The 26,802-nt window shown below is 62.8% G+C and carries 25 protein-coding genes; 21 read left to right on the forward strand and 4 right to left on the reverse strand.

Annotated elements, in window-relative coordinates; genetic code table 11:
- Positions 1–41: 41 nt before the first annotated feature.
- The 3 genes from serA to QMB98_RS04355 are packed head-to-tail and all read right to left on the reverse strand — an operon-like array spanning position 42 to position 3,793.
- Positions 42–1,250, reverse strand: a complete 1,209-nt coding sequence (gene serA / locus QMB98_RS04345; protein ID WP_371684446.1) for a phosphoglycerate dehydrogenase — start codon at positions 1,248–1,250, stop codon at positions 42–44.
- A gap of 57 nt (positions 1,251–1,307) precedes the next feature.
- Complete coding sequence (locus QMB98_RS04350) at positions 1,308–1,709, reverse strand: DUF3151 domain-containing protein (protein ID WP_371684447.1); 402 nt, start codon at positions 1,707–1,709, stop codon at positions 1,308–1,310.
- Positions 1,709–3,793: a UvrD-helicase domain-containing protein gene (locus QMB98_RS04355; RefSeq protein ID WP_371684448.1), complete on the reverse strand. Its 2,085-nt coding sequence runs from the start codon at positions 3,791–3,793 to the stop codon at positions 1,709–1,711. The genes QMB98_RS04350 and QMB98_RS04355 overlap by 1 nt, the downstream gene beginning before the upstream one ends.
- A 77-nt stretch (positions 3,794–3,870) precedes the next feature.
- Here QMB98_RS04355 and QMB98_RS04360 point away from each other — a divergent pair, with 77 nt between their 5' ends.
- A complete protein-coding gene (locus QMB98_RS04360) occupies positions 3,871–4,797 on the forward strand; it encodes a PAC2 family protein (RefSeq protein ID WP_371684449.1) in 927 nt (308 codons plus the stop codon).
- 2 nt (positions 4,798–4,799) lie between these two features.
- Positions 4,800–6,305, forward strand: a complete 1,506-nt coding sequence (locus tag QMB98_RS04365; RefSeq protein WP_371684450.1) for a nitrate/nitrite transporter — start codon at positions 4,800–4,802, stop codon at positions 6,303–6,305.
- Positions 6,306–6,549: 244 nt separating this feature from the next.
- Here the strand turns inward: QMB98_RS04365 and QMB98_RS04370 are convergent, their stop codons facing one another.
- On the reverse strand, positions 6,550–7,323 hold the full coding sequence (locus QMB98_RS04370) for a spermidine synthase (RefSeq protein WP_371684451.1): 774 nt from the start codon (positions 7,321–7,323) through the stop codon (positions 6,550–6,552).
- Between the two features lie 24 nt (positions 7,324–7,347).
- Between QMB98_RS04370 and dinB the strand changes: the two genes are divergently transcribed.
- The 19 genes from dinB to QMB98_RS04465 all read left to right on the forward strand — a co-directional run bounded on the left by dinB (position 7,348) and on the right by QMB98_RS04465 (position 26,783).
- Complete coding sequence (dinB, locus tag QMB98_RS04375) at positions 7,348–8,553, forward strand: DNA polymerase IV (protein WP_371684452.1); 1,206 nt, start codon at positions 7,348–7,350, stop codon at positions 8,551–8,553.
- Between the two features lie 29 nt (positions 8,554–8,582).
- Positions 8,583–8,954, forward strand: coding sequence for a DUF3040 domain-containing protein (locus QMB98_RS04380; protein WP_371684453.1), 372 nt, complete (start codon positions 8,583–8,585; stop codon positions 8,952–8,954).
- 204 nt (positions 8,955–9,158) lie between these two features.
- The gene (mraZ, locus tag QMB98_RS04385; RefSeq protein ID WP_371684454.1) at positions 9,159–9,590 is read left to right on the forward strand and encodes a division/cell wall cluster transcriptional repressor MraZ; all 432 of its coding nucleotides are present in this window, start codon (positions 9,159–9,161) and stop codon (positions 9,588–9,590) included.
- Positions 9,591–9,682: 92 nt separating this feature from the next.
- Complete coding sequence (gene rsmH / locus QMB98_RS04390) at positions 9,683–10,627, forward strand: 16S rRNA (cytosine(1402)-N(4))-methyltransferase RsmH (protein ID WP_371684455.1); 945 nt, start codon at positions 9,683–9,685, stop codon at positions 10,625–10,627.
- Positions 10,624–11,025 (forward strand): hypothetical protein, encoded by a 402-nt coding sequence (locus QMB98_RS04395; protein ID WP_371684456.1) that lies wholly within the window; start codon positions 10,624–10,626, stop codon positions 11,023–11,025. Before rsmH ends, QMB98_RS04395 begins: the two co-directional genes overlap by 4 nt.
- Positions 11,025–12,929 carry a peptidoglycan D,D-transpeptidase FtsI family protein gene (locus QMB98_RS04400; RefSeq protein ID WP_371684457.1) on the forward strand — a complete coding sequence of 635 codons (1,905 nt, stop codon included), beginning with the start codon at positions 11,025–11,027 and terminating at the stop codon, positions 12,927–12,929. The genes QMB98_RS04395 and QMB98_RS04400 overlap by 1 nt, the downstream gene beginning before the upstream one ends.
- Positions 12,926–14,377, forward strand: coding sequence for a UDP-N-acetylmuramoyl-L-alanyl-D-glutamate--2,6-diaminopimelate ligase (locus QMB98_RS04405; protein ID WP_371684458.1), 1,452 nt, complete (start codon positions 12,926–12,928; stop codon positions 14,375–14,377). Before QMB98_RS04400 ends, QMB98_RS04405 begins: the two co-directional genes overlap by 4 nt.
- Positions 14,374–15,768, forward strand: a complete 1,395-nt coding sequence (murF, locus tag QMB98_RS04410) for a UDP-N-acetylmuramoyl-tripeptide--D-alanyl-D-alanine ligase (RefSeq protein WP_371684459.1) — start codon at positions 14,374–14,376, stop codon at positions 15,766–15,768. The genes QMB98_RS04405 and murF overlap by 4 nt, the downstream gene beginning before the upstream one ends.
- Positions 15,762–16,847, forward strand: a complete 1,086-nt coding sequence (gene mraY / locus QMB98_RS04415) for a phospho-N-acetylmuramoyl-pentapeptide-transferase (protein WP_371684460.1) — start codon at positions 15,762–15,764, stop codon at positions 16,845–16,847. The genes murF and mraY overlap by 7 nt, the downstream gene beginning before the upstream one ends.
- On the forward strand, positions 16,844–18,256 hold the full coding sequence (gene murD / locus QMB98_RS04420) for a UDP-N-acetylmuramoyl-L-alanine--D-glutamate ligase (protein WP_371684461.1): 1,413 nt from the start codon (positions 16,844–16,846) through the stop codon (positions 18,254–18,256). The genes mraY and murD overlap by 4 nt, the downstream gene beginning before the upstream one ends.
- 3 nt (positions 18,257–18,259) lie before the next feature.
- Positions 18,260–19,483, forward strand: coding sequence for an FtsW/RodA/SpoVE family cell cycle protein (locus QMB98_RS04425; RefSeq protein WP_371684462.1), 1,224 nt, complete (start codon positions 18,260–18,262; stop codon positions 19,481–19,483).
- Positions 19,480–20,577 (forward strand): undecaprenyldiphospho-muramoylpentapeptide beta-N-acetylglucosaminyltransferase, encoded by a 1,098-nt coding sequence (murG, locus tag QMB98_RS04430; protein WP_371684463.1) that lies wholly within the window; start codon positions 19,480–19,482, stop codon positions 20,575–20,577. The genes QMB98_RS04425 and murG overlap by 4 nt, the downstream gene beginning before the upstream one ends.
- Complete coding sequence (gene murC, locus QMB98_RS04435) at positions 20,574–21,923, forward strand: UDP-N-acetylmuramate--L-alanine ligase (RefSeq protein ID WP_371684464.1); 1,350 nt, start codon at positions 20,574–20,576, stop codon at positions 21,921–21,923. Before murG ends, murC begins: the two co-directional genes overlap by 4 nt.
- Positions 21,920–23,248, forward strand: coding sequence for an FtsQ-type POTRA domain-containing protein (locus QMB98_RS04440; RefSeq protein WP_371684465.1), 1,329 nt, complete (start codon positions 21,920–21,922; stop codon positions 23,246–23,248). The genes murC and QMB98_RS04440 overlap by 4 nt, the downstream gene beginning before the upstream one ends.
- A 116-nt stretch (positions 23,249–23,364) precedes the next feature.
- Positions 23,365–24,570 carry a cell division protein FtsZ gene (ftsZ, locus tag QMB98_RS04445; protein ID WP_371684466.1) on the forward strand — a complete coding sequence of 402 codons (1,206 nt, stop codon included), beginning with the start codon at positions 23,365–23,367 and terminating at the stop codon, positions 24,568–24,570.
- A 26-nt stretch (positions 24,571–24,596) separates the two neighbouring features.
- Positions 24,597–25,325 carry a polyphenol oxidase family protein gene (locus tag QMB98_RS04450; RefSeq protein ID WP_371684467.1) on the forward strand — a complete coding sequence of 243 codons (729 nt, stop codon included), beginning with the start codon at positions 24,597–24,599 and terminating at the stop codon, positions 25,323–25,325.
- Positions 25,326–25,415: 90 nt separating this feature from the next.
- Positions 25,416–25,823 carry a cell division protein SepF gene (locus tag QMB98_RS04455; protein ID WP_371684499.1) on the forward strand — a complete coding sequence of 136 codons (408 nt, stop codon included), beginning with the start codon at positions 25,416–25,418 and terminating at the stop codon, positions 25,821–25,823.
- Entirely contained in the window at positions 25,823–26,119 is a 297-nt protein-coding gene (locus QMB98_RS04460) for a YggT family protein (protein WP_371684468.1), read from the forward strand. Before QMB98_RS04455 ends, QMB98_RS04460 begins: the two co-directional genes overlap by 1 nt.
- An 88-nt stretch (positions 26,120–26,207) precedes the next feature.
- A complete protein-coding gene (locus QMB98_RS04465) occupies positions 26,208–26,783 on the forward strand; it encodes a DivIVA domain-containing protein (protein ID WP_371684469.1) in 576 nt (191 codons plus the stop codon).
- Positions 26,784–26,802 lie beyond the last annotated feature (19 nt).

Consider the following 26,802-nt stretch of genomic DNA (forward strand, 5'->3'; position numbering starts at 1 on the left):
CCTGTCCATTTTGACACGTGAAGTTGAACGTAACCTATGAATTAGTCTCGTGACAGAACGCGAAGGCGAATCGTGAGTTCAGATTCAGACAGTGTGCGAACAGCATCCTGAGGAATGTTGGATGCAATGTCGGTGACCATGTAGCCGACCTGCCCCTGGGTGGCGAGCTGCTGAGCGTCGATGTTGGCACCGGACTCCGCGAACACCTGGTTGACCTTCGCCAGCGCGCCGGGCATGTTCGAGTGCACCCAGGCGATGCGGTAGCGCGAGGAGTGGGCGGGAGATCCGTTGATCTGCGGCATGTTGACCGACATGTCCGTATCGCCCTTGCGGAAGTAGCTGACCAGTTTCTCGGACACGAACAGGCCGATGGCACGCTGGGCCTCCTCGGTGGAACCACCGACGTGCGGGGTGAGGATGACGTTGTCGAGACCGGTGAGAACCGATTCGAAGGAGTCGCCGTTCGAACGGGGTTCGGTCGGGAACACGTCAACGCCAGCGCCGGCGATCTGGCCCGACTTGAGGCGAGCCGCGAGAGCATCGACGTCGACAACGAATCCGCGGGACAGGTTGAGGAAGATGGCACCGGGCTTCATCATGGCGAACTGCTTCTCGCCAAAGAAGTTCTTGTTCTCGGCGCGACCATCGACGTGGATCGACACGACGTCCGCGACCTCAAGAAGCTCCTCGAGGCTATTCATGCGGCGTGCGTTACCGATGACGAGCTTCTCGGCGGTGTCGTAGAAGACGACCCTCATGCCCAAGGCCTCGGCGACGACCGAGAGCTGCATGCCGATGTTGCCGAAGCCGATGATGCCGAGGGTGCGGCCACGCACCTCGTGAGAACCAATGGCCGACTTCTCCCAGATGCCCTGGTGGAGGGCCTTGTCCTGGACGGAGAGGCGGCGGGACAGAGAAATGATCTCGCCAACTGCGAGCTCGACGACGGAGCGCGTGTTCGAGTAGGGAGCGTTGAAAACGGCAACGCCCTTGTTCGTGGCGGCTTCCAGGTCAATCTGGTTCGTGCCGATCGCGAACGTACCGATCGCAAGCAGGTCGGGGCGTGCTTCCAGGACCTTGGCGGTCACTTCAGTCTTGGAGCGGATACCGAGGATATCGATACCATCAAGCGCGTCAATGAGGTCGTTCTCGTCGAGGGCACCGCGGTGGCGTACCACCTCAATACCGGCACGAGCGAAGGCAGCATCGGCGTTTGAATGGGGATTCTCAAGTAGCAGAGCGCGAGTCATAGGCCTATCTTCCTCGCCTGTCCACAAATTGGGCAACTTTGTGCCACCACTTGAGAACTATCTATCAAGTTCGGCGCGTGCCTTGGGATCGCAGGTCTCCAGGAATTCGTCGATTCGGATCTTTTCTGGCGTCTCGCCGATGACTTCGGCCGCGCGGCCCAGGTAGAAGAGCGCCGAGAGGAAACCACGGTTGGGAACGTGTGAGTACGGGACGGGGCCGGTGCCGCGCCACCCGTTCTTCCTGAGCAGGTCGAGACCGCGGTGGTATCCGACGCGTGCGTAGGCGTAGGACTCCAGTTCCTCGCCGTCCTCCCACGCCTCCTGAGCAAGATTCGCCCACGCGAGAGGGGAGTCGGGGCGCAGTCGCGCTACGTCCTCGGGTGCGTGAGATTCGATCAGAGCGTCGACCTCGGGGTCTTCTGGCAGGCGGGTGGCTTCTGGTCCAATGTTGATCTGCATCAGATCTCCGTTCCGGGGGTGAGGATGAGGTGCTGAGTCGGGCGCGTCATGGCGACGTAGAGGTCACCGGGTTCCTTGATCGTCCCATCAATGATGACACAGTCAAACTCGAGGCCCTTGGACTCCCTCGGGGTCATCGAGTGGATCTGGGGATGGTCGATGGCGGGCGGGTTCTCGGAAATGATCGCGATGAGACCCTGGCCGGGACCGAAGCTGTCCTCAAGGAAGGCCAGCTCGTTGGTGATGGCGGTCTCGAGCGGCTCCACTCGCATCGCGTTCTCCACCTCGCGCACCGCGTTGACCGGGTGGTGCAGGGTGATGCCGCGGCGGTTCATTGCCTCCTCGGCCTCGTGGAGGATGCTGGCGGGGGTGCGGTAGGAGATGGTCAGGACCTCTACCCTCAGGTGAGAGGACAGGGAACCAAGCAGTTCCTCCCAGCCGCCCTTGGGTGCTCCGGTGGCTCTCTGGTCAAGATCGCCGACGATCGTCAGGGAGCGGGAGGGGACCCTGCGGGCCACCATGCGCCACGCGAGCGGCGAGAGTTCCTGGGCCTCGTCGACTACAACGTGGCCGTATGCCCACGTGCGATCCTGGGCGGCTCGCTGAGCGAGGGGCAGGTGCGTGGCCTCGGCATCGCGCTGGCGCTCTGCCAGCATCTTGGCCGACACAATGCCACCACCGAGGTTCATTCCCGCGAGTGTTGCTTCCGTGTACGCCTCGAGGCTGTCTTCCCGGACCGTGTCCATGGGGATGTCACCCAGGAGCTCCGCAAGCTCGTCGAGGATCGGGATGTCAGCGGGGGTGAAGCCGGAGCCGCGGGGACGGACGAGAACCCGTCGTTCCTCCTCCGTGAGCTCGGGAGCGAGCTGGGCGAGAAGCTCCGGGTGCGCGTAGAGGTGGTCAAGCAGCCACGTGTGGGTGGCGGGCAGCCACCGCAGGTTCACTTCCCTGCGCACGTCCTCATCGGAGGCAATGTCCGCAACGAGCCAGTCCTGGTTCTCGGTGTCGGAAACCTCGAGGTACTCCTTGACCAGCTCGTCGACAACGGTCCGGGCGTAGGCCTGACGCGCCTCGTTGTGCGGACCGCCGTGGCGGCGGGCACGGGCGTGCCCGTGCGCAACGAACTCGGGCTTCAGCTCGATCGTGTGTGAGTTGATGCGGAGCTTGATGGGCTTCTTCAGCGGGCGGCGCAGGTAGTCGACGGCGCGTTGGGCGATCTGCGCCCATATGGTTCGGCCCTTGATCTCGGCCGCTTCCGGGGAGTCCTCGGATGTGGGAGTGACCCCGGGCAGGAGTCCGTCCACGGTGGAGGAGACGACATCGGACTCGCCGAGGGAGGGGAGGACGCGGGAGATGTAGGAAAGGAACCCGTTGCTGGGACCGAGGATGAGAACACCGGAACGTGAGAAGCGAGTGCGGTGCGCATAGAGAAGGTAGGCGGCGCGGTGAAGCGCGACGGCGGTCTTGCCGGTGCCGGGGCCGCCCTGCACGACGAGAACGCCCGTGGAATCGGCGCGGATGATTTGATCCTGCTCAACCTGGATGGTGGCGACGATATCGGACATGTGGCCCTGGCGGGCAGAACCGAGGGACGCCATGAGCGCACCCTCGCCCGTGAGGTTGAGGTTCGCAGCAGCGTCCGTGTCAGAGGTCAGGAGCTCGTCCTCGACGGCCGTGACCTTGCGCAGGCGCGACTGGATGTGGCGGCGGCGCACCATCCCGAGCGGGTTGAGTGCCGTGGCCTGGTAGAACGGCTCCGCCTGAGGGGCCCTCCAGTCAAGAAGAATCACACTGCGATCCTCATCACGAAGGCCGATGCGACCCACGTGTGTCACGTCGCCGTTTTCCGCGTCAAGCCGGCCAAGAACCAGCTGGTGTTCAGCGTGGGCGAGTCGTGAGAGGTGATCCTCATAGTCGGCCGCAAATGAGTCCCGCTGGAACAGCTCCTCCGGATTCAGTTCATCCGATCTTCCCCGCCCTTCCTTGCGAATATCCGCCAACTTTGCCTTGTAGTCGGCGCTCAGGGAATCGAGGCGCGCGTACGCCTGATCGACGTAGCCCTGCTCCTCAGAAATTGAGTCCATTGCTTCTCCATCGCTCATGAGACATACAATTATCCAAGACGGATAGGCATCTTGTCATTCTTGAGCGGAGGTGGACCATGACGGACCTGTTGGAATTCACGTCAGATCCCGACGAATCCCCACAGCAGATCTCCACACTGATCTGCGTGGTCGGTGGGGGTCCGTTTGATGCGGGAGGAATCTCAAGTGCCGTCGGCCAAGCGATCGGCGAGGGTGAAATCATTGCCTCCTTCGATCCCGATCTCATTTTTGACTTCCGTTCAGAACGCCCCATGATCACGTTCGAGAACGGCGCCATGACCCGCATGACCGATCCCCGCCTCGACGTGCACCTCGTCGAGGACGTCGAGGGCGAGAAGTTCCTCGTGCTACGCGGCAACGAACCAGACCTGCGCTGGCACTCCCTCGCCGAAGGCGTCCTGCAGCTCGCCACCCAGTTTGGGGTCGAGAAGTTCTACGCCCTTGGCGGACTGCCCTCCGGGATCCCTCACACGAGACCGGTCGACCTCCTGATCCGCGGCTACCGCCGTACGCAACCCGACCAGGAATCGAAGTACATCCAGTCGGTCAACTTCTCCGAGTTCCTCGCCTACACTCTCGGCACCTCGGGCATCGAAACCACCTCCGTCCTGTCCCGCGTGCCCTTCTATCTCGTGAACTCGATGTACGCCTCTGCAGCCGGTGCCGTCCTCACCTACGTGTCCGACGATGCTGGACTCGCGCTACCGCTTGGTGACATCGAGCGCGTCGCCCAGTCCGAGACCGAGCAGATCGAAGCGAACTACGGAGAGCACGAGGACTTCCAGGGACTGGTCGCTTCACTCGAGCAGGAGTACGACACGGAAGGACCCAACTCCGGGTTCGTCATCCCGTCCGATGCGAGTAAGTCCGTCATCCCAACCGCAGACGAGCTCGGGGAGGCTGCGGAGCAGTTCCTTGCCCGCCGTAACCAGGAGCGCCCGGGCCGCAAGCGTGGAAGGCACGCAAAGCGTAAAGACGAATGAGCATGCGGATCTGGCTAGCTGGCCTAGCCGTCTACATCATGGCGGTGGCCGCCCGAACCAGCTTCGGCGTGGCCTCAGTCGACGCACTATCCAGGTTTGATATCTCGGCAGCGGAGCTGTCGATGTTCACCGTCATCCAGCTCGCCGTGTATGCCGGATGTCAGATTCCCCTCGGGGTTCTACTCGACCGCTTTGGCTCACGCCCGATCATCATCGGCGGGGCACTCATCCTGACGGCCGGCCAGCTGTGGCTTGCCTTTGCAGGTACCTATCCGACGGCGCTCGCGGCACGCGTCCTCATTGGACTCGGTGATGCCACGGCCTACACGTCGGTCCTGCGCCTTATCCCGCAATGGTTCCCGCCTCGCAGGGTCCCACTCTTCACTCAGCTGACCTCGTTCTGTGGCCAGTTCGGGCAGGTCATCTCCTCCCTCCCGTTCGCGATGCTTCTCGCTCGCTTTGGTTGGGAGACCGCGTTCGTCTCGTTGGGCATCGCCGGCGGCATTGTCGGCCTCATTGCCGCGATCTTCATCAGGGAAAAGGAGAAGTTCGTCCCCAACACGGGCAAGACCTCTTCCGGAACCCTCAAGCATCCGGGTGTGTGGCAGGGTTTCTGGGCGCACTTCACCCTCGGCTTCCCGGGCAACGTGTTCCTGCTCCTGTGGGGCGTGCCATTCATGAGGGTCAACGGAATCGAGCAATCGGTCTCTGCCGCGGTCCTCATTGTCTTCTCCGTTGCCGGCATCTTCACAGGTCCGCTTGTGGCCCGCATGGTGTCCCGGCACCCGCTGAGAAGGGGATGGCCGGTCGTCGCGATCGCGCTACTCCTTGCTCTCTCGTGGATCTATGTCCTGACGAGACCCCGGCCCGTGGAGGTCTGGGAGTTCGCAGTACTCCTCGTTGTCATGGCCTTGGGTTCATCCGGTTCCGGCATCGGGTTCGACTACGCGCGAACCTCCGTTCCCATCCGCTCACTCGGTGTCGCCAACGGCCTGGTCAACCAGGGTGCCTTCTTCGCGGCACTTGTATCCTCCTACATCATCGGACTCGTTCTTGACCTGCGAGCACCGGACGGCAACTACTCTGTCGATGACTTCAGGATCGCGCTCTCAACACAGCTCGTCTTCATCGCCATTGGTGTGGCCGGCTTCCTGCTTGTGGGGCGCAAGGCAACCAAGCGTTTCGAGCAGGACAAGGACATCACCGTTCCTCCCGCGCGTGACGCCATTGAGCGGATCCTGCGGGAAGCCCGTGCCGACCGCATCACCCGAGCCGAAGACCGCAGGGACCGCAGGAACGAGGGCAAGTCGCGCTGGCACTTCACTCTCCGCGGCAGCCACGCAGATCAACAAGGGGCCGATTCAGCTCAGCCCGAGTCGGATCCGGTATACGCCGCTCAGGAGACGGACCCTCCAGGTCACGCTGTGAGTGCCGGCGAGGTAGAAACAGGCGAGTACCCGTCTAACGATGACGTGGCTAATGACGCAAACGTGGCCAGTGAGGCTTAGAAGGACTTCATCCAGTCCTGGGACGACCACGACTCAGAGGCTCCCAGCGCAACGAATCCTCCCTCTGCCCCCAGCCCCGAGGGTCATTCCTAGGCAGTAACGCTTGTGCCTGAATGCTCGAGTCCGAATGCGTGTGCTCGAGAATCTGAGCGCGCGTACCTGCGTTCGACGATCTAAGCGAGTGTACCTGATCTCGAAAAGTTGAGCCTGAATGCTTGTGCTTGATTGGTTCTGATGATTGCCGCTAGTTGCCTGTGAGCCCCAGGTCGACCTCGGGGAGGTCGTGGTACGGGGAAGCGGAAGGCTTGAGGTTTGAGTAGATCCGTGCAGGGAGCGGAAGCTTGTACACCTCACGCGTCATCTCAGGCCACGGGGTCCGGCTCGCACCCAACACGATGTTCCCGTAGCGCTTGCCGGACCAGATGGCGGGGTCGGTGATGGCGACAACGTGGTCGAACACGGACAGGATCGTGGCGATCTCGGGCTTGTAGTGACGGGACAGATTGAGCAGGTAGATGCCGTCGGGGGAGAGCGCATTCCTTGCGTCGATTGCGGCCTCTTGGGTCATGAGGTGATAGGGAACGGTGCCCTCCGCGAACGCGTCGCGCACAATGACATCCCAGTTCCGTCCCGCCTGACCGTGCATGACCTGCCTGCCCTCGGCGTTTCGGATTCGAAGGCGGGGTGAGCGGGGGAGCGGGAACCACTCGCGAACCTTGGTGGAGAGGATCGCGTCAACCTCGACGGCAAGCTGACGCGAGTTGGGATGGCTGGCGTCGAGTGCCCTCGCAAGGGCACAACCTGCTCCGCCGATGTGGAGGCCCTTGATGCTCGTGCCGTGAGGGAACCTTGCGTCGGTCAGCAAGCGCATGTGCTGCATGTACTCAAACTCGAGATACTCCGGATCGTTCAAATCCAGGGCAGATGATGGCAGACCATCAAGATAGAGTGTGAGGAGGGAAGGTCGATCGGGATCAACCGTAATGCTTGCGATGCTCATCGACGTCGTTTCTTCCATAGGTTCAAGGTTACGGGAGGTGGCATGTCACGGGCTCCGAGATCCCAGGCGGGTCGCCGCATGAGAGGCGGCGACGATTCCCACACTCCCATCCTCCACGTCGACATGGATGCGTTCTTTGTTGAGGTGGAGTTGCTCGAGCGTCCCCACCTGCGTGGCAAGCCGGTTGCCGTCGGTGGTCAGGACCGGGGCGTCATCTCCTCCGCCTCCTACGAGGCCCGCGCCTACGGGGTGAACTCTGCTATGCCGGTGGCGCAGGCCAAGCGGCTCTGCCCGGATCTCATCATGATCCCAGTCCGCCACGGCATCTATTCCACCGTCTCCCGCCGCGTCATGGAGATCCTCGGATCCTTCACCCCTCTACTGGAGCAGGTCTCGGTCGATGAAGCCTTTCTCGACGTGTCCGGGGATAGGAAGCACACCCCGGTCCAGATCGCCAAGGAGATCAGGAGAACCATTCGAGAAAAGGAGGGGGTTCCCGCCTCGGTGGGAATTGCCGCAACGAAGCACGTGGCCAAGATTGCCTCCGCTCACGCGAAGCCCGATGGTTTCCTCCTCGTGCCCGAGATCGAGACACTGGCCTTCCTCGGTGATCTTCCCATCGGCGCCCTGTGGGGCGTGGGTGATGCCACCCAGAAGCGCCTCGCCAGCCGTGGCATCACTACCGTCCTCGACATCCGCGAGCTCTCGAAGGACGACCTGGAACGGATGCTTGGGAAGTCGGGAAAGAAGCTCTGGGAGCTGGCCAACGGGATTGATCATCGGCCCGTCGAAAGCACCCGAGTCGAGAAGTCCATCGGTAAGGAAGAAACCTACTTCGACCTGCTCACCACGAGGAGCGAGGTTGAGACCCGGATGCTTCACCAGTCCCACGAGTGTGCGCGGAGGCTACGGGAAAGACACCTGGTTGCGTGGCGGGTGAGTATCAAGATCCGAGATGCGTCATTTACAACGATCACAAGATCGCACACACTGGTTGCACCCACGAACCTGGCTTCGGAGATCTATCGGGTTGCGACATCGCTCCTGGAGATGCCGAGGGGAGGTGTGCGCCTGGCTGGTGTGCGTGTGGAGAACATTGAGCCGGGAGATTCAGCTCCCGCCGTTCTCGGTGACGATGGGCGGACGGAGCAGGCTGAACGTGCGCTGGATGCGGTCCGGAAGAAGTTCGGCTCTGGGGTAGTGGGACCCGGCACTCTGCTATCACCCAAGGGTGATGAACGGCTATGATATGCAGTAACGATGACTAGGAGGTCTCCATGGCGCTGTCAGAATACGAGCAGGAAATGCTCGCGCAGCTCGAGGAACAGCTACGGGATGAGGATCCCAAGTTGGCCGAGTCTTTTCAGCCTGCCCGCCAGGTTTCGCTCAAGAGACTAGTCATTGGTCTCTTCATTGCCGTTGCTGGCATCGCAGTACTCGTCGCCGCAGTCGCCTTCTCGATGAGCTGGCTCGGCATCATTGGCTTTGTCGTCATGCTCGGCGGCGCACTCTATATCTTCTCGGGCCCGCGCGGAATGGCGCCCGCCCCAACCCCCTCCGCCGGCAGCCAACGAAGCACCTCGAAGGAATCCTTCATGGCGCGCCAGCAAGAGATGTGGGAGCGACGGAGGGATCAGGACGGGCGATAGCCCCACTTTCCTCCACATCATCTGAAACCCGGCTTCGGCCGGGTTTTTCTTGTCTGAAAACAGGCTGAAAGTCATATTTCTCCTCCACCGCACTTTTTGGCTCTAACCAGCGGAAATTGCCTCCCCAGTCCGGTGATTTGCGGTTGCATGTGGAGGGAAGTGGGGTAAAGTGGTGCCAGCTGATGACAGGGGGAGGTGTGTCAGATGTTCCTTGGGACTTACGAGCCGAAGCTCGACGAGAAGGGACGACTGATCCTGCCTGCCAAGTACCGCGACCAGCTCGCGGACGGCCTGGTCATCACGCGAGGCCAAGAACGTTGCCTCTACGTGTTCAAGGTTGACGAGTTCATGCAGATGCAGGAGCAGGCCCGCCAGGCACCGCTCTCCAACAAGGAGGCACGCAACTACCTGCGTGTGTTCCTGTCCGGAGCGGTGGACCAGGAGCCTGATCGCCAGGGACGGATCTCCATCCCGGCCAACCTGCGTTCGTACGCGGGTCTCGAACGAGACCTCGCGGTGATCGGCACGGGCAACCGTGTTGAGATCTGGAACTTGGAGAACTGGAACTCGTTCCTGGAAGAACAGGAAGCGGCGTTCTCGGATCGAGACGAGGAAATCATTCCGGGACTGCTCTAGTCCCGGGCGGCGGCCTTCTCCCGTGGTTCTGGCAAAAATTCCCCATTGTCAGAAATACGGGAGGGGACCACTGTTCACGCAAAGGAGGTGTCATGAGCGCAGCGGATCTTCACGTACCAGTCCTGTTGGACACGTGCATGGAACTTCTCGCACCCGCTCTTGGCGAACCCTCCATTCTCATCGACGCAACCCTCGGCATAGGTGGTCACACGGAAGCAGCCCTCACCCGCTTCCCGAACGTGCGCGTGGTCGGCATCGACCGCGACCCGGAAGCGATCAGGCTTGCGTCCGAGAGGCTCGCACCCTTTGGTGACAGGTTCACCGCCGAGCACGCAGAGTACGATGCGATCGGTGAGATCGCTGCCAAGCACGGCGCCCCCATGGGTATCCTCATGGACCTCGGGGTCTCCTCCCTTCAGCTCGACGATGCCTCCCGCGGGTTTGCCTACGCGCAAGACGCTCCGCTCGACATGAGGATGGACACCTCCAAGGGGCAGACTGCTCAGGACCTGATTTCGAACTCGACCCACGGTGAGCTCGCCCGGATCATCTCCGTGTACGGGGAGGAGCGCTTCGCGGGCAAGATCGCCTCGAAGATCGTGAACCACCCGGACCGGCATTCGATGACGACATCTCAGCTCGCGGACCTCGTCAAGGATGCGATACCGGCAGCGGCGCGCAGGACCGGCGGCAACCCTGCGAAGAGGACCTTCCAAGCCCTGCGCATCGCCGTCAACGACGAGATGACAATCCTGGAGCGAGCGATACCGGCGGCGCTGGACAGCCTCGCGGAAGGTGGCCGCCTCGTGGTCGAGTCCTACCACTCCCTGGAGGACAGGATCGTTAAGCGGGCGATGCAGGACGCGTCCACCTCGAACACTCCCATCGGGGTACCGGTCGATCTCGATAAACCCCCGTTCACACTCATCACCCACAAGGCGATTCAGGCGGATGCCGCCGAGATTGCAAGAAACCCACGATCAGCTTCGGTACGAGTACGTGCCTGCGAGAAACTTAGTGAAGGACGTCGTTCATGAGCGCAACCGCTACGCAAACAGCACCTGCTCGCCCGGTTCGCCGGCCTGTCGTCACCGGGCTGCCGTCGATTCAGGTGGTACCGAGCCCCGCCCCCATGAAGGGCTTCATTCTTTCCATCATCGCCTGCATTGTGCTCCTGTGTGGCGCTTTCGCCACCGTGTTCTGGCTCAACACCGCCATGGTTGAGGGCGCGTACAAGATCCAGGAGCAGAAGGTGCTACTCAACGATCTTGCCGACACGCGCAACACGCTTCAGGACGAGATTGCGGAGGCCTCCACGGCCGTCGCTTTGCGCGATAAGGCCGAGTCCCTGGGTCTCGTTCCCGCGACCGAGATTCGTCACGTTGACCTCGGCAATAGTGTCGTTACCGGTGGTAGCGCGACCAACGGGCAATAATGGCAGACGTGAGCACCACGTCCTTCCGAGACCGACTGCGTAAGTTTCGCAGTAGGGTCGCCGTTAAGAATACGTTCGTTTCGAGACTCAAGCCGATCGTCGGCCTCTTTGTCGTGGGTCTCGTGCTCCTCAGCGTGCGCCTCGTTGACCTCCAGGTGGTTCGTGCCGACACCCTGTCGAACACGGCGATCCAGCATCGGTCCCGTACGTACACGCTTCCCGCGGAGCGTGGCGAGATCCTGGACGCCAACGGAAACACGCTCGCGGTCTCTCGTGAGCGCTACAACGTTGCCGTGAACCAGAACCTCATCCAGGACTACGTGCGCCGCGACGAGGAGGGCAACATCATCGGCAGGGGAGCTCCGGCCGCGGCCGAGGTGCTCTCATCCATTCTTGACATCGACGAGGCACGACTCGCCGGCATCCTCTACGGAACCGACACGAAGTCCTCGTGGACCTATATCGCACGCGACGTATCTCCCGAGGTGTGGCGTCAGATCAACTCGTACGGCATCCCCGGAATCGAGCCCGAGCAGTTCATGCGCCGCGAGTACCCGAACGATAGGGTCGGTGCCTCCGTTCTGGGCTTCCTCGGTGAGGACGATTCTGGCTCCGTCGTTGGTCAGGCCGGCATTGAACGCACCATGGATGAGTACCTGACGGGTGTCGATGGTTCCCTCACGGTTGAGATCTCTCGCTCCGGTGCCGTGATCCCCACGGGCCGCACGATCGAGGAACCCGCCGAGCACGGCAGCGACATCACGCTCACGATCGACGTTGACCTCCAGTACGCGCTCGACGAGGCACTCAACAAGTCCGTTGAGGCACAGGGCGCAGAGTGGGGTGCCGCGGTCGCCATCGAGGTCGATACTGGCCGCGTCCTTGCTCTGTCGGACACGGGCACCTTCGATCCGCAGAACGCGAGTGAAGGCGGTTCCGTTGGATCACGCGCTGTCCAGACCCCGGTTGAGCCCGGTTCCTCCGGCAAACTCATGACGTTCTCGGCCGCCCTCGACCAGGGCACGGTCACCCCCCTCACCATGTTCCCGGTGTCGTCCACGATCACGATGCCGAACGGCGAAACCATTCGTGACAACGATTCGCACCCGTCGGAGAACATGACCGTGGCCGGCATTCTGGCCAAGTCCTACAACACGGGCCTCATCCAGATCGGTGACACGATCGATGATCAGACCCGCTACGAGTACATGAGGCTGTTTGGTTTGGGAGAGCGGACCGGCATCGAGCTTCCCGCCGAGTCTCCAGGCATCATGTCCGATCCGGACAACTGGGGTCCGCGCACGCGGTACACGACCATGTTCGGTCAGTCCTACGCGCTCACCACCGCCCAGCTCGGTCAGATGGTTGCGACGATCGCGAACGGTGGCGTCCGAAACGACCTCCATATCATCGACTCGGTCACGCACCCCGATGGCACTGTGGAACCCACGATCGTTGACGACCCGGTTCGCGTCATTGAAGAGGACACGGCCGATCAGATGCTGGAGATCATGCAGGGCGTGACGGAGTCCGGATCCACCGGCTACTACGCCCGCATCCCCGGCTACAACGTGGCGGGCAAGACCGGTACGGCGCAGATGGCGGACGAGTCCGGCAGGCTGAACGACAGGGTCGGCACGTTCGTTGGCGTCGTCCCTGCCGAGGATCCGCAGGTCGCCGTCGCGGTTGTTGTCTACAACGGAAATGGACCCGGCTACGGCTCTGAGACGGCAGCGCCCGTCTTTGGCGAGTTCGGTGCCTTCGCGGTCCGCCACCTTGGCATCCCGCCCTCATCGGAGCCGATCGTCCAGTACCCCTGGACCGAGTCTGAGCTGAACAACGCACAGGGTGGCAATCTCCTCAACGAGGATGGCACCTACCGAGAGTATGTGGAGTACCGATGAAACTGAGTGAACTCACAAGCCTCGGTGAAGTGAGGGGACCAGGCCAGGACGTAACCGGGATCGTTGCGGACAACCGCGAGACCCAGCCCGGGGACCTGTTCGCTGGCGTGCCCGGCGCCCACGTGCACGGAGCAAAGTTCGCTCCCGATGCCATCGGCAGAGGAGCGGTTGCCGTTCTCACCGATCAGGCTGGCGCCGAGTACGTCCCGGCCGATGTTCCCCTCGTCATCGTCGATGACGTGGCCGGCATTCTCGGTGAGGTGGCCGCACGCATCCTCGATCGACCCGCCGACAAGCTCCGCAGCTTTGGCGTGACGGGTACGAATGGCAAGACTACGACCGCGTACATGATTGAGCACATCCTGGCGAAGCTGGGCCTCGTGACCGGCCTCGTTGGCACCGTTGCCCTGCAGATCGCGGGCAGGGATGTGCCCGCCAAGCTCACGACCCCTCAGCCCGCGGACCTGCAGAAGTTTTTGAAGCGGCTCGTGGATGAGAAGGGCACGGAGCTGGTCATGGAGGTGTCCTCCCACGCACTCTCCCAGCACCGCACCGATCCGATCACGTACTCGGTCGCGGGGTTCACGAACCTGACCCAGGACCACCTCGACTACCACGACACCCTCGAGGATTACTTCGAGGCCAAGGCCATGCTGTTCGACGAGAACAAGTCAGATCGCGCAGTCATCTGGACCGATGACGAGCACGGCAATCTCCTCTTTGAGAGGCTGAGTGGCGACGGCAGGAACCCGAGGTGGGTCGGCAGGACCGCGCGCGACGGGTACGGCTGGCTCGTCGACGGCAGTGACGACTTCACCATGACGGAACAGGGTGTGGACGACCCGGCCGTGCACCACTGTCACACGGGCCTTCCGGGTGCATTCAACACCGCGAACGCGGCACTGGCCGCGGCGATGGTGCTTGAGGCGGGCGTCGACGGGGCAGACAAGGCCATTGCCGACATCACCCCCACCGTGCCGGGACGCATGGAGGTCCTGTCGGAGCGCCCTAGGGTCGTCATTGACTTCGCACACAACGCGGACGCCCTGGAGAAGGCCATGTCGGCGTTGCGGGCCGACACGGAGGGCAAGCTCATCACGCTGACTGGGTCGGCGGGGGACCGCGACGCGGTCAAGCGGCCAATCATGGGTCGCGTCGTGGCCGAAGGTTCCGATGTCTTCTACCTGACCGACGACGATCCGCACTCCGAGGATCCCGCAACGATTCGCGAGCAGATCCGTCAGGGCGCCGAAGGACTCGTTGAGATCATTGAGATTGGGGACAGGGCCACGGCCATTGCCGCCGCCATCGAGAATGCCGATGATGCGGACACCGTTCTCGTTGCTGGTCGCGGTCATGAGACCATTCAAGAAGTAGCCGGCGTCGAGTACGAGCTTGACGACCGGGTGGAAGCGAGAGCCGCTCTCGCAAGGAGGCAAGCGCAATGATCCCTGTATCGCTTCAACAGATCGCCAGCGATGTGTCGGGTCGTCTCCTGGCCGGTGGCTCCGAGCAGGAGACTGCCGGCTCCGTCATCATCGACTCCCGCCAGGCCGTCCCCGGCACGCTCTTCGCTGCCATCCCCGGTGAGCGGGTTGATGGTCACGACTATGCGCAGAACGCACTCGAACTCGGTGCCAGCGGGGTGCTCGTGGAGGATCCCGAGCGCGCGCTCGCAACCGGTGCGGACCCCGCACGCCTCATCTCGGTCCCGTCCACGCAGGACGCCCTGGGTGAGCTCGCCAAGGCTAACCTGCTGCGGGTGCGCATGGCGGGCAACCCGCTTGTTGTTGGCGTGACCGGTTCTGTCGGCAAGACCACGACGAAGGATCTGCTCGCAACCCTCCTGGAGCCAAGGGGTCCGATCATTGCTCCTCCCGGTTCCTTCAACAACGAGATTGGTTTGCCGCTCACGGTGCTCCGCGCCGATGAAAAGACCGCGACCCTCGTGCTGGAGATGGGAGCGGATCACGTGGGTAACCTCAAGCATCTGACCGGGATTGCTCCCCTCGACATTGGCGTGGTCTTGGCCGTGGCACGCGCCCACCTGGGTGAGTTTGGTGGCATCGAGAAGGTCGCCGAGGCCAAGGCGGAGCTCGTCACCGGCATCCGCGATGGCGGCACAGCCGTCCTCAACGCGGACGACTTCCGCGTTGAGGCCATGAAGTCCAAGGCCAAGAAGGTCGTCATGTTCTCCCGCACTGGTGAGGCCGACGTGTTTGCGACGGACATTGAAGTCGGTCGGGATGGTCGGGCTGCCTTCACCCTCAATCACGACTCCGAGCAGGCACGGGTCAACCTCGGTCTTGTTGGCGAGCACCACGTATCGAACGCCCTCGCGGCGGCCACCGTTGGCGTGCTCGCAGGTTTTGATCTCGCCGAGATCGCACAGCGCCTCGGCGGACTCGGTGCCGCCTCCCCGCACCGCATGGACGTGTGGAGCGCGGGTGAACTCACCGTCATTGACGACTCGTACAACGCGAACCCTGATTCCATGAGAGCGGGACTGCGTGCGCTGTCCCAGATCGGCCAGGGTGGCCGCAGGGTCGCCGTGCTGGGTGCGATGCTCGAGCTTGGCGACGAATCGGACGCCGAGCACGCCTCCGTTGGCCGCGAACTCTCCGACCTGGGAATCGACACCCTGATCGCGGTGGGGGCTCCCGCCCTTGCCGAGAGTGCCAGTGAGGCCGGTATCGACACGACCGAGGCGGCCGACATCGACGAGGCTTGGGCGGCGTTATCCCCACTCCTTGGCGAGCCAGGGACTATTCTGTTGAAAGGATCGAACGGATCCAAGATTTGGCAGCTGGCTGATCGCGTGAAGGAGGAGACATGCTAACGATCATGGTTTCCATGGGAGTCGCTATGCTGATCTCCCTCCTGGGCACCCCGCTGTTCATCAAGTTCTTGGTGAAGAAGCAGTACGGCCAGTTCATTCGCCAGGACGGTCCGACCTCCCACGCAACCAAGCGCGGCACCCCAACCATGGGTGGCGTCGTCATCATCCTCGCGACAGTCATCGGTTACGCCGTCGCCAACATTGTGGCGGGGCGTATGCCGGGGGCCTCCGGATGGTTGCTCATCTTCCTCATGGTGGGCATGGGTTTCATTGGCTTCCTCGATGACTTCATCAAGATCTCGAACCAGCGTTCCCTGGGATTGAGTCCCGCGGGCAAGATCGTTGGTCAGGCTCTCGTCGGCATCCTCTTTGCCGTTCTCGCCCTTCAGTTCCGCAACGACGAGTTCCGCACCCCCGCCTCGATGCGCATCTCGTTCGTGCGTGACACGGACCTAACCCTCGCCTTCGCCGGAGTCGGTGTCGGCCTTGTCCTCTTTGTCATCTGGGCGAACTTCCTCATCACGGCCTGGTCGAACGCGGTCAACCTGACGGACGGCCTGGATGGTCTCGCCACGGGTGCTTCGATGATTTCGTTTGGCGCCTACACGATCATCACGATCTGGCAGTCGAACCAGTCCTGCCTCTCCATCCTTGACCCCTCGACCGGCTGCTACGAGGTACGCGACCCTCGTGACCTCGCGATGATCTGTGCCGCGATCGTCGGTGCCTGCTTCGGCTTCCTCTGGTGGAATGCGTCCCCGGCTCAGATCTTCATGGGCGACACCGGTTCGCTCGCACTCGGCGCCGCCTTCGCGGGTGTCTCGATCCTGTCCCGCACCGAGGTCCTCGCGGTCCTCATCGGCGGCATCTTCGTCATCATCGTCATGTCGGACGTGATCCAAATCGGGGTTTTCAAGGCAACAAAGAAACGCGTCTTCAGAATGGCGCCGCTTCACCACCACTTTGAGCTCAAGGGCTGGGGTGAAGTGACGATCGTGATCCGCTTCTGGATCATCGCAGCCCTGCTTGCCGCCCTCGGTGGTGGCTTGTTCTACACGGAATGGTTGGCCGTCCAGTGAGGCATGTACTTAGCCGAGAAGATTTTGATGGCGCACGCATCGCCGTTGTTGGTATGGGATTGTCTGGTCGGGCAAGCTTCGCGGCGCTCACGGAGCACACGAACGCGACCCTGTCCCAGTGGGACAGCAAGGGTGACGATGTTGGTGCCCGCCTCCTGACCCCCGAGGCACTGCTGGACTGGGGTCCGAACCTCGTCGTCATCGCCCCCGGTATTCCCGCCGTCTCCGACGTCTACGAGGCACTGAACGCCTACAAGATCCCGGTCTGGTCCGAGGTTGAGCTTGCGTGGCGCATGCGCTCCGTCGATGCCGATGGCACTGCGGCCCCGTGGCTCGCTGTGACCGGCACGAACGGCAAGACCACGACGGTGCAGATGGCGACCGCCATGGCGCAGGCCGGAGGCTTTACCGCCCAGGCTGTTGGCAACGTTGGCGACCCTCTCATCACGGCCGTGACGTCGGAGGAGGGACCAAATCTCGTGGTCGTGGAACTCTCCTCCTTCCAACTGCACTCGACGCACACGATGTCTCCGCTCGCTGCCGGATGCCTGAACATAGCCGATGATCATCTCGATTGGCACGGTTCGCGCGAGGCCTACTGGGCCGACAAGGCACGCGTCTACAACAACACGCAGGTTGCCTGCCTCTACCCGGTCGACGAACCCAAGGTCGCGGCCATGGTCGAAGAGGCCGACGTCGTCGAGGGCGCCCGCGCGATCGGGCTCACGAAGGGTGTTCCCGGCCCCGGCCAGATCGGCCTCGTTGAGGACCTCGTGGCGGAGCGCGCCTACGGACCCGAACGCTTCCATTCCGCGAACGAGCTGTTCCAGGTCAAGGACCTCGAGCACCTCGCCCACGGTGATGTTCCCGTCCACCTGTTGAACGACGCGATGATGGCGGCGGGGCTCGTGCGGGCCGCCGGCGTGACTCCCGAAGCCATTCAGCGGGCACTGTCCTCGTTCAGTCTGGGCGGGCACAGGATCGAGACCGTGGCGGTCCAGGGCGGTGTCACGTGGATCAACGACTCGAAGGCAACGAACGCACACGCGGCACGCGCCTCCATCCGTGCTCAGGAGGACGGGTCGGTCGTGTGGATCGCGGGTGGTGTCGCCAAGGGCGCACGCTTCGACGAACTCGTCTCCGACATCTCCCACAAGCTCAAGGGCGTCGTTGTCATCGGTGAGGACCAGGAACCCATTCTTGAGGCACTGAGATCAGGGGCACAGGGCGTGCCTGTCACGGTCATCCCTCCCGGCTCCGCTAAAGTCATGACCGATGCTGTCGCGGCAGCGAGACAACTTGCAGGTCAGAACGCTGTTGTCATGCTCGCCCCAGCATGTGCGTCCTGGGATCAGTTCGCGTCCTATGCCGATCGCGGCCAACAATTCGCCCAAGCAGTATTGGAGTAAAGAATGAGCGTCACACTGTCCGCGACTGACGAGCGGGCGAGAGACGTCATTCGCCAGGCCATCGTACTGGTCGTTACCGCCACCCTGATCCTTGCGGTCATTGGCATCGTCATGGTGTTTTCGGCGACCTCGGTGACCTCGATTTCGCAGGCCCTCGTCTACGACAATCCGGCCGCCCGTTTCGCTGATGCACAGCGCCAGCTCACCTTCGGCATCGTGGGCGTCATCCTGCTCCCCATCGCGGCCGCGATACCGCCCGGGTTCTACAAGCGGTTTGCCTGGCTCATCTTCATCGGTGCCGTCATCCTCCAGTACCTTGTTCTCACGCCCCTGGGCATGTCCTCGCGAGGCAACAACAACTGGGTGAACCTCGGTGGCTTTACCCTGCAGCCCTCCGAGTTCCTCAAGTTGGCGGCCGCGCTGTGGCTCGCGGTCATGGTAGGCAGGCTGAGCCGGTCGGACATGACTGACCTGAAGAAGGTGGCGTGGCCGGCGGGATCCGGAGCCATGATTGCCCTCTTCGGTGTTCTTGCGGGCCGCGACATGGGTACCGCCATCATCTTCGTCCTCATGTACGGCGTTCTCTTCTGGTTGGCCGGCATCCCCGGAAAGTGGCTCACGGTCCTCATCATCTGTGTCGGCATCGTCGCTGTCATCCTCATTGCCGCGGAACCCTCGCGCCTCAACCGCGTGGCCGACTACTTCTCGAACCTGTTCGTCACCCCCGATGTTTACGACCCGACGCAGTCCGAGTACGCGATGTGGGCGTTCGGCACGGGCGGCATCGGCGGCGTCGGACTCGGCGCATCACGAGAGAAATGGAACTATCTTCCCGAGGCACACAACGACTTCATCTTTGCCGTGATCGGTGAGGAGCTCGGCCTGGCTGGCTGCCTCGCCGTCATCCTCCTCTTCGTCATTCTCGGTTTCGGCCTCATTAGGATCGCAACCCACCACAAGGACATGTGGGTGCGGTACTTTGTCGCGATGATCGCGATCTGGCTGACCGGCCAGGCAGTACTCAATATGATGGTCGTGACGGGTGTGCTTCCGGTCTTCGGTGTGCCCCTCCCGTTCATCTCCCAGGGTGGTTCCTCGCTCATCGCTTGTCTCTTGGCGGTTGGCGTCGTGCTGTCCCTCGCGCTCCGCCAGCCCGGCGTCATGCAGTCCCTGCACCTGTCCCGGTCCGCCTTCCAGTCCACCGCTTCCCTAAGGAGCTCCCGATGAGAATTCTTGCCGCAGCCGGAGGCACCGCCGGTCACGTCAACCCGATGCTCGCCGTGGCACGGGAACTTCGGGAACGCGGGCACGAGGTCATCGCGGTCGGCACGCGGACCGGCCTGGAAGCAGAGCTTGTCCCCGCGGCCGGACTTGAGTTGCACCCGATTCCGAAGATCCCGCTCCCGCGCAAGCCCTCCCTTGACCTGGTCAAGCTCCCGGGCAGGCTCCGGGGTGCGGTGAATGACCTCGCGACCCTCATCAGGGACCGCGACATTGATGCCGTCATCGGTTTCGGTGGCTACGTGTCCACTCCCGCCTACCTTGCGGCACGCAAGGAGGGCAAGCCCGTCATCATCCAGGAGCAAAACGCACGCCCCGGCCTTGCCAACAAGCTCGGTGCGCGCTTCGCCAAGGGCGTGGCCCTCACCTTCGATTCGACCCCGCTTGTCGCCAAGAATGGCGTCACCAAGGTGACGGGCCTGCCCCTGCGCGCAGAAATCAGCGCCCTCGCGGAGGACTTTCAGGACCCGGACCGGCGCAGGTACCGCAGGGAGTTCGCGGCCACCAGGTTCGGGCTGAACCCCTTGGAACTCATCGTGCTCGTGACCGGTGGCTCCTCCGGAGCTCAGCGCCTCAACGTCGCGTTCTCGGAAGCCGCCCCCACGGTTCTCGAGAAGGCTCAGGTTCTGCACGTCACGGGCAAGGGCAAGGGCTCGGACATCGCGGCGGGCGCCGAGGGTGACCGTTACCGGGTTGTCGACTACGTGCGGGACATGGAGGAGGCGTACGCGGTTGCGGACCTCGTCATCACCCGCGCCGGTGCCGGCATGGTCGCCGAGCTGGCCGCTCTCGCCATCCCCGCCGTCGTTGTTCCCCTCGCCATTGGTAACGGCGAACAGTACCTCAACGCCAAGTCGTACATTGACGCTGGTGCCTTCACCCACATCCCCAACGACGAATTCACGCCGGAGAAGGTCCGATCCGAGATCGTTCCCCTCATCGACCCAACCGTCCTGATGAAGCGCCGCGAGATCCTTCAGGCCTCCGGTGTCTCCAACGGCGCGGCCGCGGTCGCCGACATGGTGGAGGAGTGCGCATGAAGTTCCATCTCATCGGTGTAGGTGGCGTCGGCATGGTTGCCGTCGCGGAACTGCTTGCCTCTCGCGGACAGCAGGTGTCCGGATCCGATGCCGTCGCATCGGCTAACACCGCCCGCCTCGAAGCCATTGGCATCACCGTCCACATCGGGCAGGCCGCGGAGAACGTTGACCCGGATGCTGCGGTCGTTGTCTCCTCCGCAATCAAACCCAACAACCCGGAATTCGCCGTCGCACGGGCTCGCGGTCAGCGAATCCTGCACCGCTCCGAAGCTCTCGCCCTTGCCGCCACCGGACTCGACTTCATCGCGGTCGCCGGAGCGCACGGCAAGACCTCCACGTCGGGAATGCTGGCGGTGGCTTTGACCGAGGTTGGTCTTGACCCCTCGTACGCTGTGGGGTCGACGCTGCCCGGGGGAGCCTCCGGCGCGAAGCTCGGCACCGGCGACGTGTTCGTTGCCGAGGCGGACGAGTCGGACGGCTCGTTCCTCAACTACACGCCTGCAGTCGCCATCGTCACCAACATTGAACCCGACCATCTCGACCACTACGGCACCGAGGAAGCCTTCCAGCAGGCATTCGTCGACTTTGCAGCATGTCGGGTCAAGGGCGGGCTCCTCATCGGTTGTGGCGATGATGAGGGATCGGCCAACCTGTTGCGTACCGCGGAGGGTCGGCGCTGGTCCTACGGCGTGGGCAAGCAGGTCGAGGGAACCGACGCCCACATCAGCGTAGGAATCTCCGGTCCCGGATCCGCGACCCTGTCCTTCCATCCCAAGCGTGGCAACACCCTGACCGCCAAGATCCGACTTGCCGTACCCGGTGAGCACATGCTCCTGAATGCCGCGGCCGTGTGGGCGACGGGCATCGAACTCGGTGTCGACCCGGAGAAGATGGCGAAGGCCATCGGCACCTTCAAGGGCACGGGACGCCGCTTCGAGAAGCGCGGGGAAGCCGGGGGAGTGTCGCTCTACGACGACTACGCCCACCACCCGACCGAGGTCGAGGCGACGATCCGGGCAACCGCGGAACGCACCGAGGGACGCATTCTCGTTCTGTTCCAGCCCCACCTGTACTCGCGCACCAAGAACTTTGCCGCCGAGTTCGCCAAGGCACTCGACCTTGCGGACGACGTTGTCGTGACCGGCGTGTACGGCGCCCGCGAGGAACCAATGGACGGGGTTGAGGGCGACCTCATCACGAACCTCATGGTGCGCGGCACCTTCGTTGCGGACATGCACGAGGCTGCAGCCGAGATCGCGAAGCGGGCGGAACCCGGCGACCTCATCTTGACCATGGGCGCGGGTAGCGTCACCTCCCTCGGACCTGAGATCCTGGCGCAGCTGTGAGACCACCTAAGCAACCCCGACGGATTGTCACCGATGCGGAGCGGGCAGCATCTGAGGCTCGCGAGGCCGCGGCCACCGATCACAGTGGCCAACAAGCCGCACCCGAAACGGGTGAGCGAGGTCCTTCCCAAGCGAGTAAGCCCAGGGGTAAGCAACAGCCCACGCCCCGGAGCGGGGAGAGCGCCACCGGTGCAGGTACCTCGGGCGGTGCGCAGGGGTCGAACGGTTCGAAGGCTCCTCACGGTTCTGCTCGGGTAGCGAAGCATCAGGGGCGGTCCGCCGGTGCATCAAGCAGGAGGAAGCCGACCGCTCCGAAGAGCCGGCCCGCAGGCTCTGCATCGAAAGGGATCATCTCTCGGCCCGGGACGGGCAAGACCAGTCCGTCAATCACTCCCGCAACCGCGGCAACCACGGCGACCTCGCTTTCTGCGCCATCCGCGGCGTCCCCCGATGCTCCAGCGTCCGCTTACAAGGCGGGTGCTCAAGCTTCGCAAACGCAGTCAAGGTCCCGCAAGCTCGTGCGCGGACTGCGCCGCAACAGGACGAGTTCGGTACCCGAGATTCCCGTTCCCAAGCACAGGAAGAAGTCCTCGGATCCGTACCCGCTGAGTGACAAGGTCGAGAAGAAACGGCAGGCGAAGCGCAAGAAGTTCGCCATCCGCCTCCTGCTCATTGTGTTCGGCATCGGTATCGTCGCTGGCGCGATCTGGCTCCTGTTCTTCTCCAGCTTCTTCACCGTCAAGGACGAAGGAATCGAGATCACCGTGACCGATCCCGCCGGGATCGTGAACGAGGAACAGATCCGTGGCATCGCACAAACGGAGCTCGGCACCCCCGTACTGCGGCTGTCGACCGCGGAGCTGGAAAACCAGTTGGAAGAGATACCGGAGGTTCTCGACGCGAGCGTGAGTGGCTCCTTCCCGGATGGGATGATCGTGACGATCACGGCGCGCGAACCGGTTGCCTGCGTGGGTAGCCCGGAGTCGTGCGTGGGCATTGCCGCGGACGCGACGCAGTTGCAGGTGAGTGACGAGTTGCGCGGTCAGCTCCTGAAGATCTCGATGGACTTAGGCTCGGAGCAGGCGGAGCAGTACCTCACCGGACTGCTTGATGCCGTATCTGCGCTACCCGAGGACGTTCGTGGGCGTGTCCAGGGCGCATCAATTTCTGATTCCGGTCTGATCGAATTTCAGCTCGACTCCGGCACCATCAAGTGGGGTCCGTCCGAAGAAAATGAGAAGAAAGCGCGAATTGTCGCGGTTCTCATCCAGGAACCGGCCGGCACGTACGACGTGACGCTCCCCGACGCTCCAGTGACGTATTAGACGACTTTGCCGACACGGCGCGTCGGTAGTTGAACAGGGCCCGGATCGTCCGTAACTTATGCGCGAGGTTGGAGCCAAAAAACCTCAACCATAACTTGAGGTACCCCGGAGGAAATATGTCAACAATCAACAATGCAGCAAACATCAAGGTCATTGGCGTCGGCGGCGCAGGTGTCAACGCCGTTGACCGCATGATCCAGGATGGTGTCGCCGGGGTTGAATTCATTGCCGTCAACACCGACGGTCAGTCCCTCGTGAAGTCCGAAGCCGAGACGAAGCTCGACATCGGACGCTCCGTCTCCAACGGCCTCGGCGCAGGCGCCGATCCCGCCATCGGACGCAAGTCCGCCGAAGAGAACATCGACATCATTCGTGCCGCCCTCGAGGGCGCAGACATGGTGTTCGTGACCGCAGGTGAGGGTGGCGGTACCGGTACCGGTGCGGCTCCGATCGTCGCCAGCGTCGCACGCGACCTCGGCGCACTCACTGTGGGCGTCGTGACCCGCCCCTTCGACTTTGAGGGACGCCAGCGCGCCTCAAAGGCAGCCGAGGGCATCAAGGAACTGCGTTCCGCAGTCGACACGCTCATTGTCATTCCCAACGATCGTCTACTCGAGATCGCTGAGACCGAGCCCTCGATCATCGAGGCCTACCACATGGCTGACGAAGTGCTCCGCTCCGGCGTCAAGGGAATCTCCGACCTCATCACGATTCCCGGCCTCGTCAACCTCGACTTCGCGGACGTCAAGGCAGTCATGAAGGACGCCGGTACCGCCATCATGGGTATTGGTTCTGCTTCCGGTGAGGACCGCGCCATGAGGGCAACGGAGAACGCGATCTTTTCCCCGCTCCTCGAGGCACGCATCGATGGCGCACACGGTGTGCTCCTGTCCTTCCAGGCGGGTGCCGACTTCACCATGCGTGAGCTGGCAAGCGCATCCCAGCTCGTCAAGGAATCGGTCGACCCGAACGCCAACATCATCGTTGGTCAGATCATCGAGGACTCCCTCGGTGACGTCGTCAACGTGACCGTCATTGCCGCGGGCTTCGACGAGTCCGAGGACCACATCCTTGAGGGCCGCATTCCCGGATCGGCTCCCGCACCCAAGGCGCAGCAGGTGCCCGCAAGCGCGCCGTCCGCTCCGGTCCAGCCCGAGTCCGCTTCGTCCAACGAGGCAGAGCCGGGGCACCTCGTGTCCCCGTCGGCACCGGCCGGCCCGACCCAGCAGCCGCAGCACTCCCAGCAGCAGCGTCCGCGCGTTGAGGAAGAGCGTGGCCGCTCGGATCTCGACATCCCGTCCTTCCTCTTCAACGAGGACTGATCATTTTCGAGGTCCAGCTTCCGGGGGTGCTCGCAGGCTTCACAACGCGTGATGCCGGGTCGCCCCCGGACTCGTACGCAGGGAACCTCGGCTACCACGTGGGTGACGATCCAGGAAATGTCGACACGTGGCGAGCCAAGCTCCAGGCCGAGACTGGTCCGCTGTCGTGGATGAGCCAGGTGCACGGCACCACCATCCTTGAGGCGGAGCCGCACGTGCAGGAGGCCGACGGCCTCCTGCTGCGCCCCGGTCAGGGCGGAGCCGTCATGGTGGCGGACTGCGTCCCGCTCCTCATGGTGGGAACCACCGAAGGCACTGATCCGGACTTGGGTTTGGGTTCGGACCTAGGTTCGGGTTCGGGAGCCACGGGTAAGGTGACCATTGGCGCGGTCGTGCACGTGGGCAGGGCTGGGCTGCTTGGTGGGATCGCCACCAAGGCCGCAGGTATCCTCCGCGAGGAGGGTGCCACAACCATTCGGGCCGTCATCGGCCCGGCGATCTGTGGGGACTGCTACGAGGTGGGCGAGGAGCTCGCCGCACGTTCCGAACAGATCATCCCGGGATCGTCCAGTGTCACTCGCTGGGGGAGCCGGGGTATAGATATTCCGGGGACGCTGGAGCGTGAGCTACGCATCCTCGGGGTCGAGGTAGATCGGGTGCTGGTGTGCACGATGGAGGACGAACGGTTCTTCTCGCATCGGCGTCAGCACGGGCGTGCTGGGCGGTTTGCCGGGGTGCTTGTCCTGGCACCTTGACGACACTCCGCGGGGCTTAACGCCAACGCAGAGCGGACTGAATTACCGTAAACATGGCATGCCAATATTGGAAGGGGGAGCGCCGTGGGAATGTTTGAGCGCTTCATGGAGAAGACACCGGCCATCGACGAGAACGAAGAGTACTTCGACGAGGCCTACGACGAGTATTCCGACTACGAGGAAGAGGCTCCCGTGAGCAGCATTCGGGCCGTGGCCCCCCAACATGAAGAAGTGTCCCGCATTGCGACGTGCAGGCCGCAGGATTTCACAGACATTGAGGTCTTCGCCAACGAGTTCCGCAAGGACCTCCCGGTGATCCTGAACCTGGCCGACACCGCCGACAATGCACGCCAGCGCATCGCCGATTTCGCTCTCGGTGTCTGCTACGGCCGTGGCGGCAACCTCAGGCAGATCTCCGATGACGTTCTGCTCATGGTTCCGTATTCGGTGGAGCTGGCTGATCACGGTCCTCAGAAGGAAAACCGACTCGGTCTCTGATGACACTCATCCTCACTATTCTGTGGTGGGGCCTTTGGCTATACACCCTGGTTCTTTTCGCGAGAGTCGTCATTGACCTGGTGTCGGTACTCTCGCGCGATTGGCGACCCACCGGCGTGCTGCTGGTGCTCTCCAACCTGGTGTATCGCCTCACTGACCCGCCGCTTCGATTCCTTGGACGCTACATTCCTCCGCTCCGACTCGGTGCAGTCGCGCTCGATATGGGATTCCTCGTTCTCTTTTTCGGGGTATCGATTGCCCAGTGGATCATCCAACGAATCATTATTGCTCTCTAAATGCACTTTTGGCCGCAAGTTTCTTGATATACCTGGTGTAGTCTTAAGATCGACCAAGCACTACCCAACTACCATATGAGGTGAAGACATGGCGCTGCTCACGGAAGAGGATGTCGTTAACAAGACATTCACCGAATCCCGTTACCGCGAAGAGGGATACAACCAGGACGAGGTTGATGACTTCCTCGACGAGGTTGCAGAAACCATTAAGCAGCTGACGGAAGAGCGCGACAGCCTCCGCGACCAGCTCGCACAGTCCAAGGCACGTGTTGGTGAGCTCGAGTCCGGCGATGGCCAGCAGGCCGCTCCCGCCGCCGCAGCGGCTCCCGTGACCACGGCCAACGAGACCGGCGACCTGTCCGGCCCCGCCGCAGGTGTTCTCGCACTCGCACAGCAGCTCCACGACAAGTACGTCAACGAGGGCCGCGAAGAGGGCGACCGCATCCTGTCCGAGGCTAACGCAGAGTCGGCTCGCCTCATCAAGGAAGCAGAAGACCAGCACAACCGCACCCTTGCTCAGCTCGAGCAGGAGCGTGGCCTCATGGAGCGCAAGATCTCCGAGCTGCGTGACTTTGAGCGCGACTACCGTTCGCGGATGAAGTCCTACCTCGAGTCCCTTCTCTCCAATGTTGAGAACGGCCAAACCGGCGCAGGCAACATCTAAGGAAAAGTGTTCGATGGCG

This window comes from Flaviflexus sp. (genome assembly GCF_041440645.1).
Lineage (GTDB): Bacteria > Actinomycetota > Actinomycetes > Actinomycetales > Actinomycetaceae > Flaviflexus.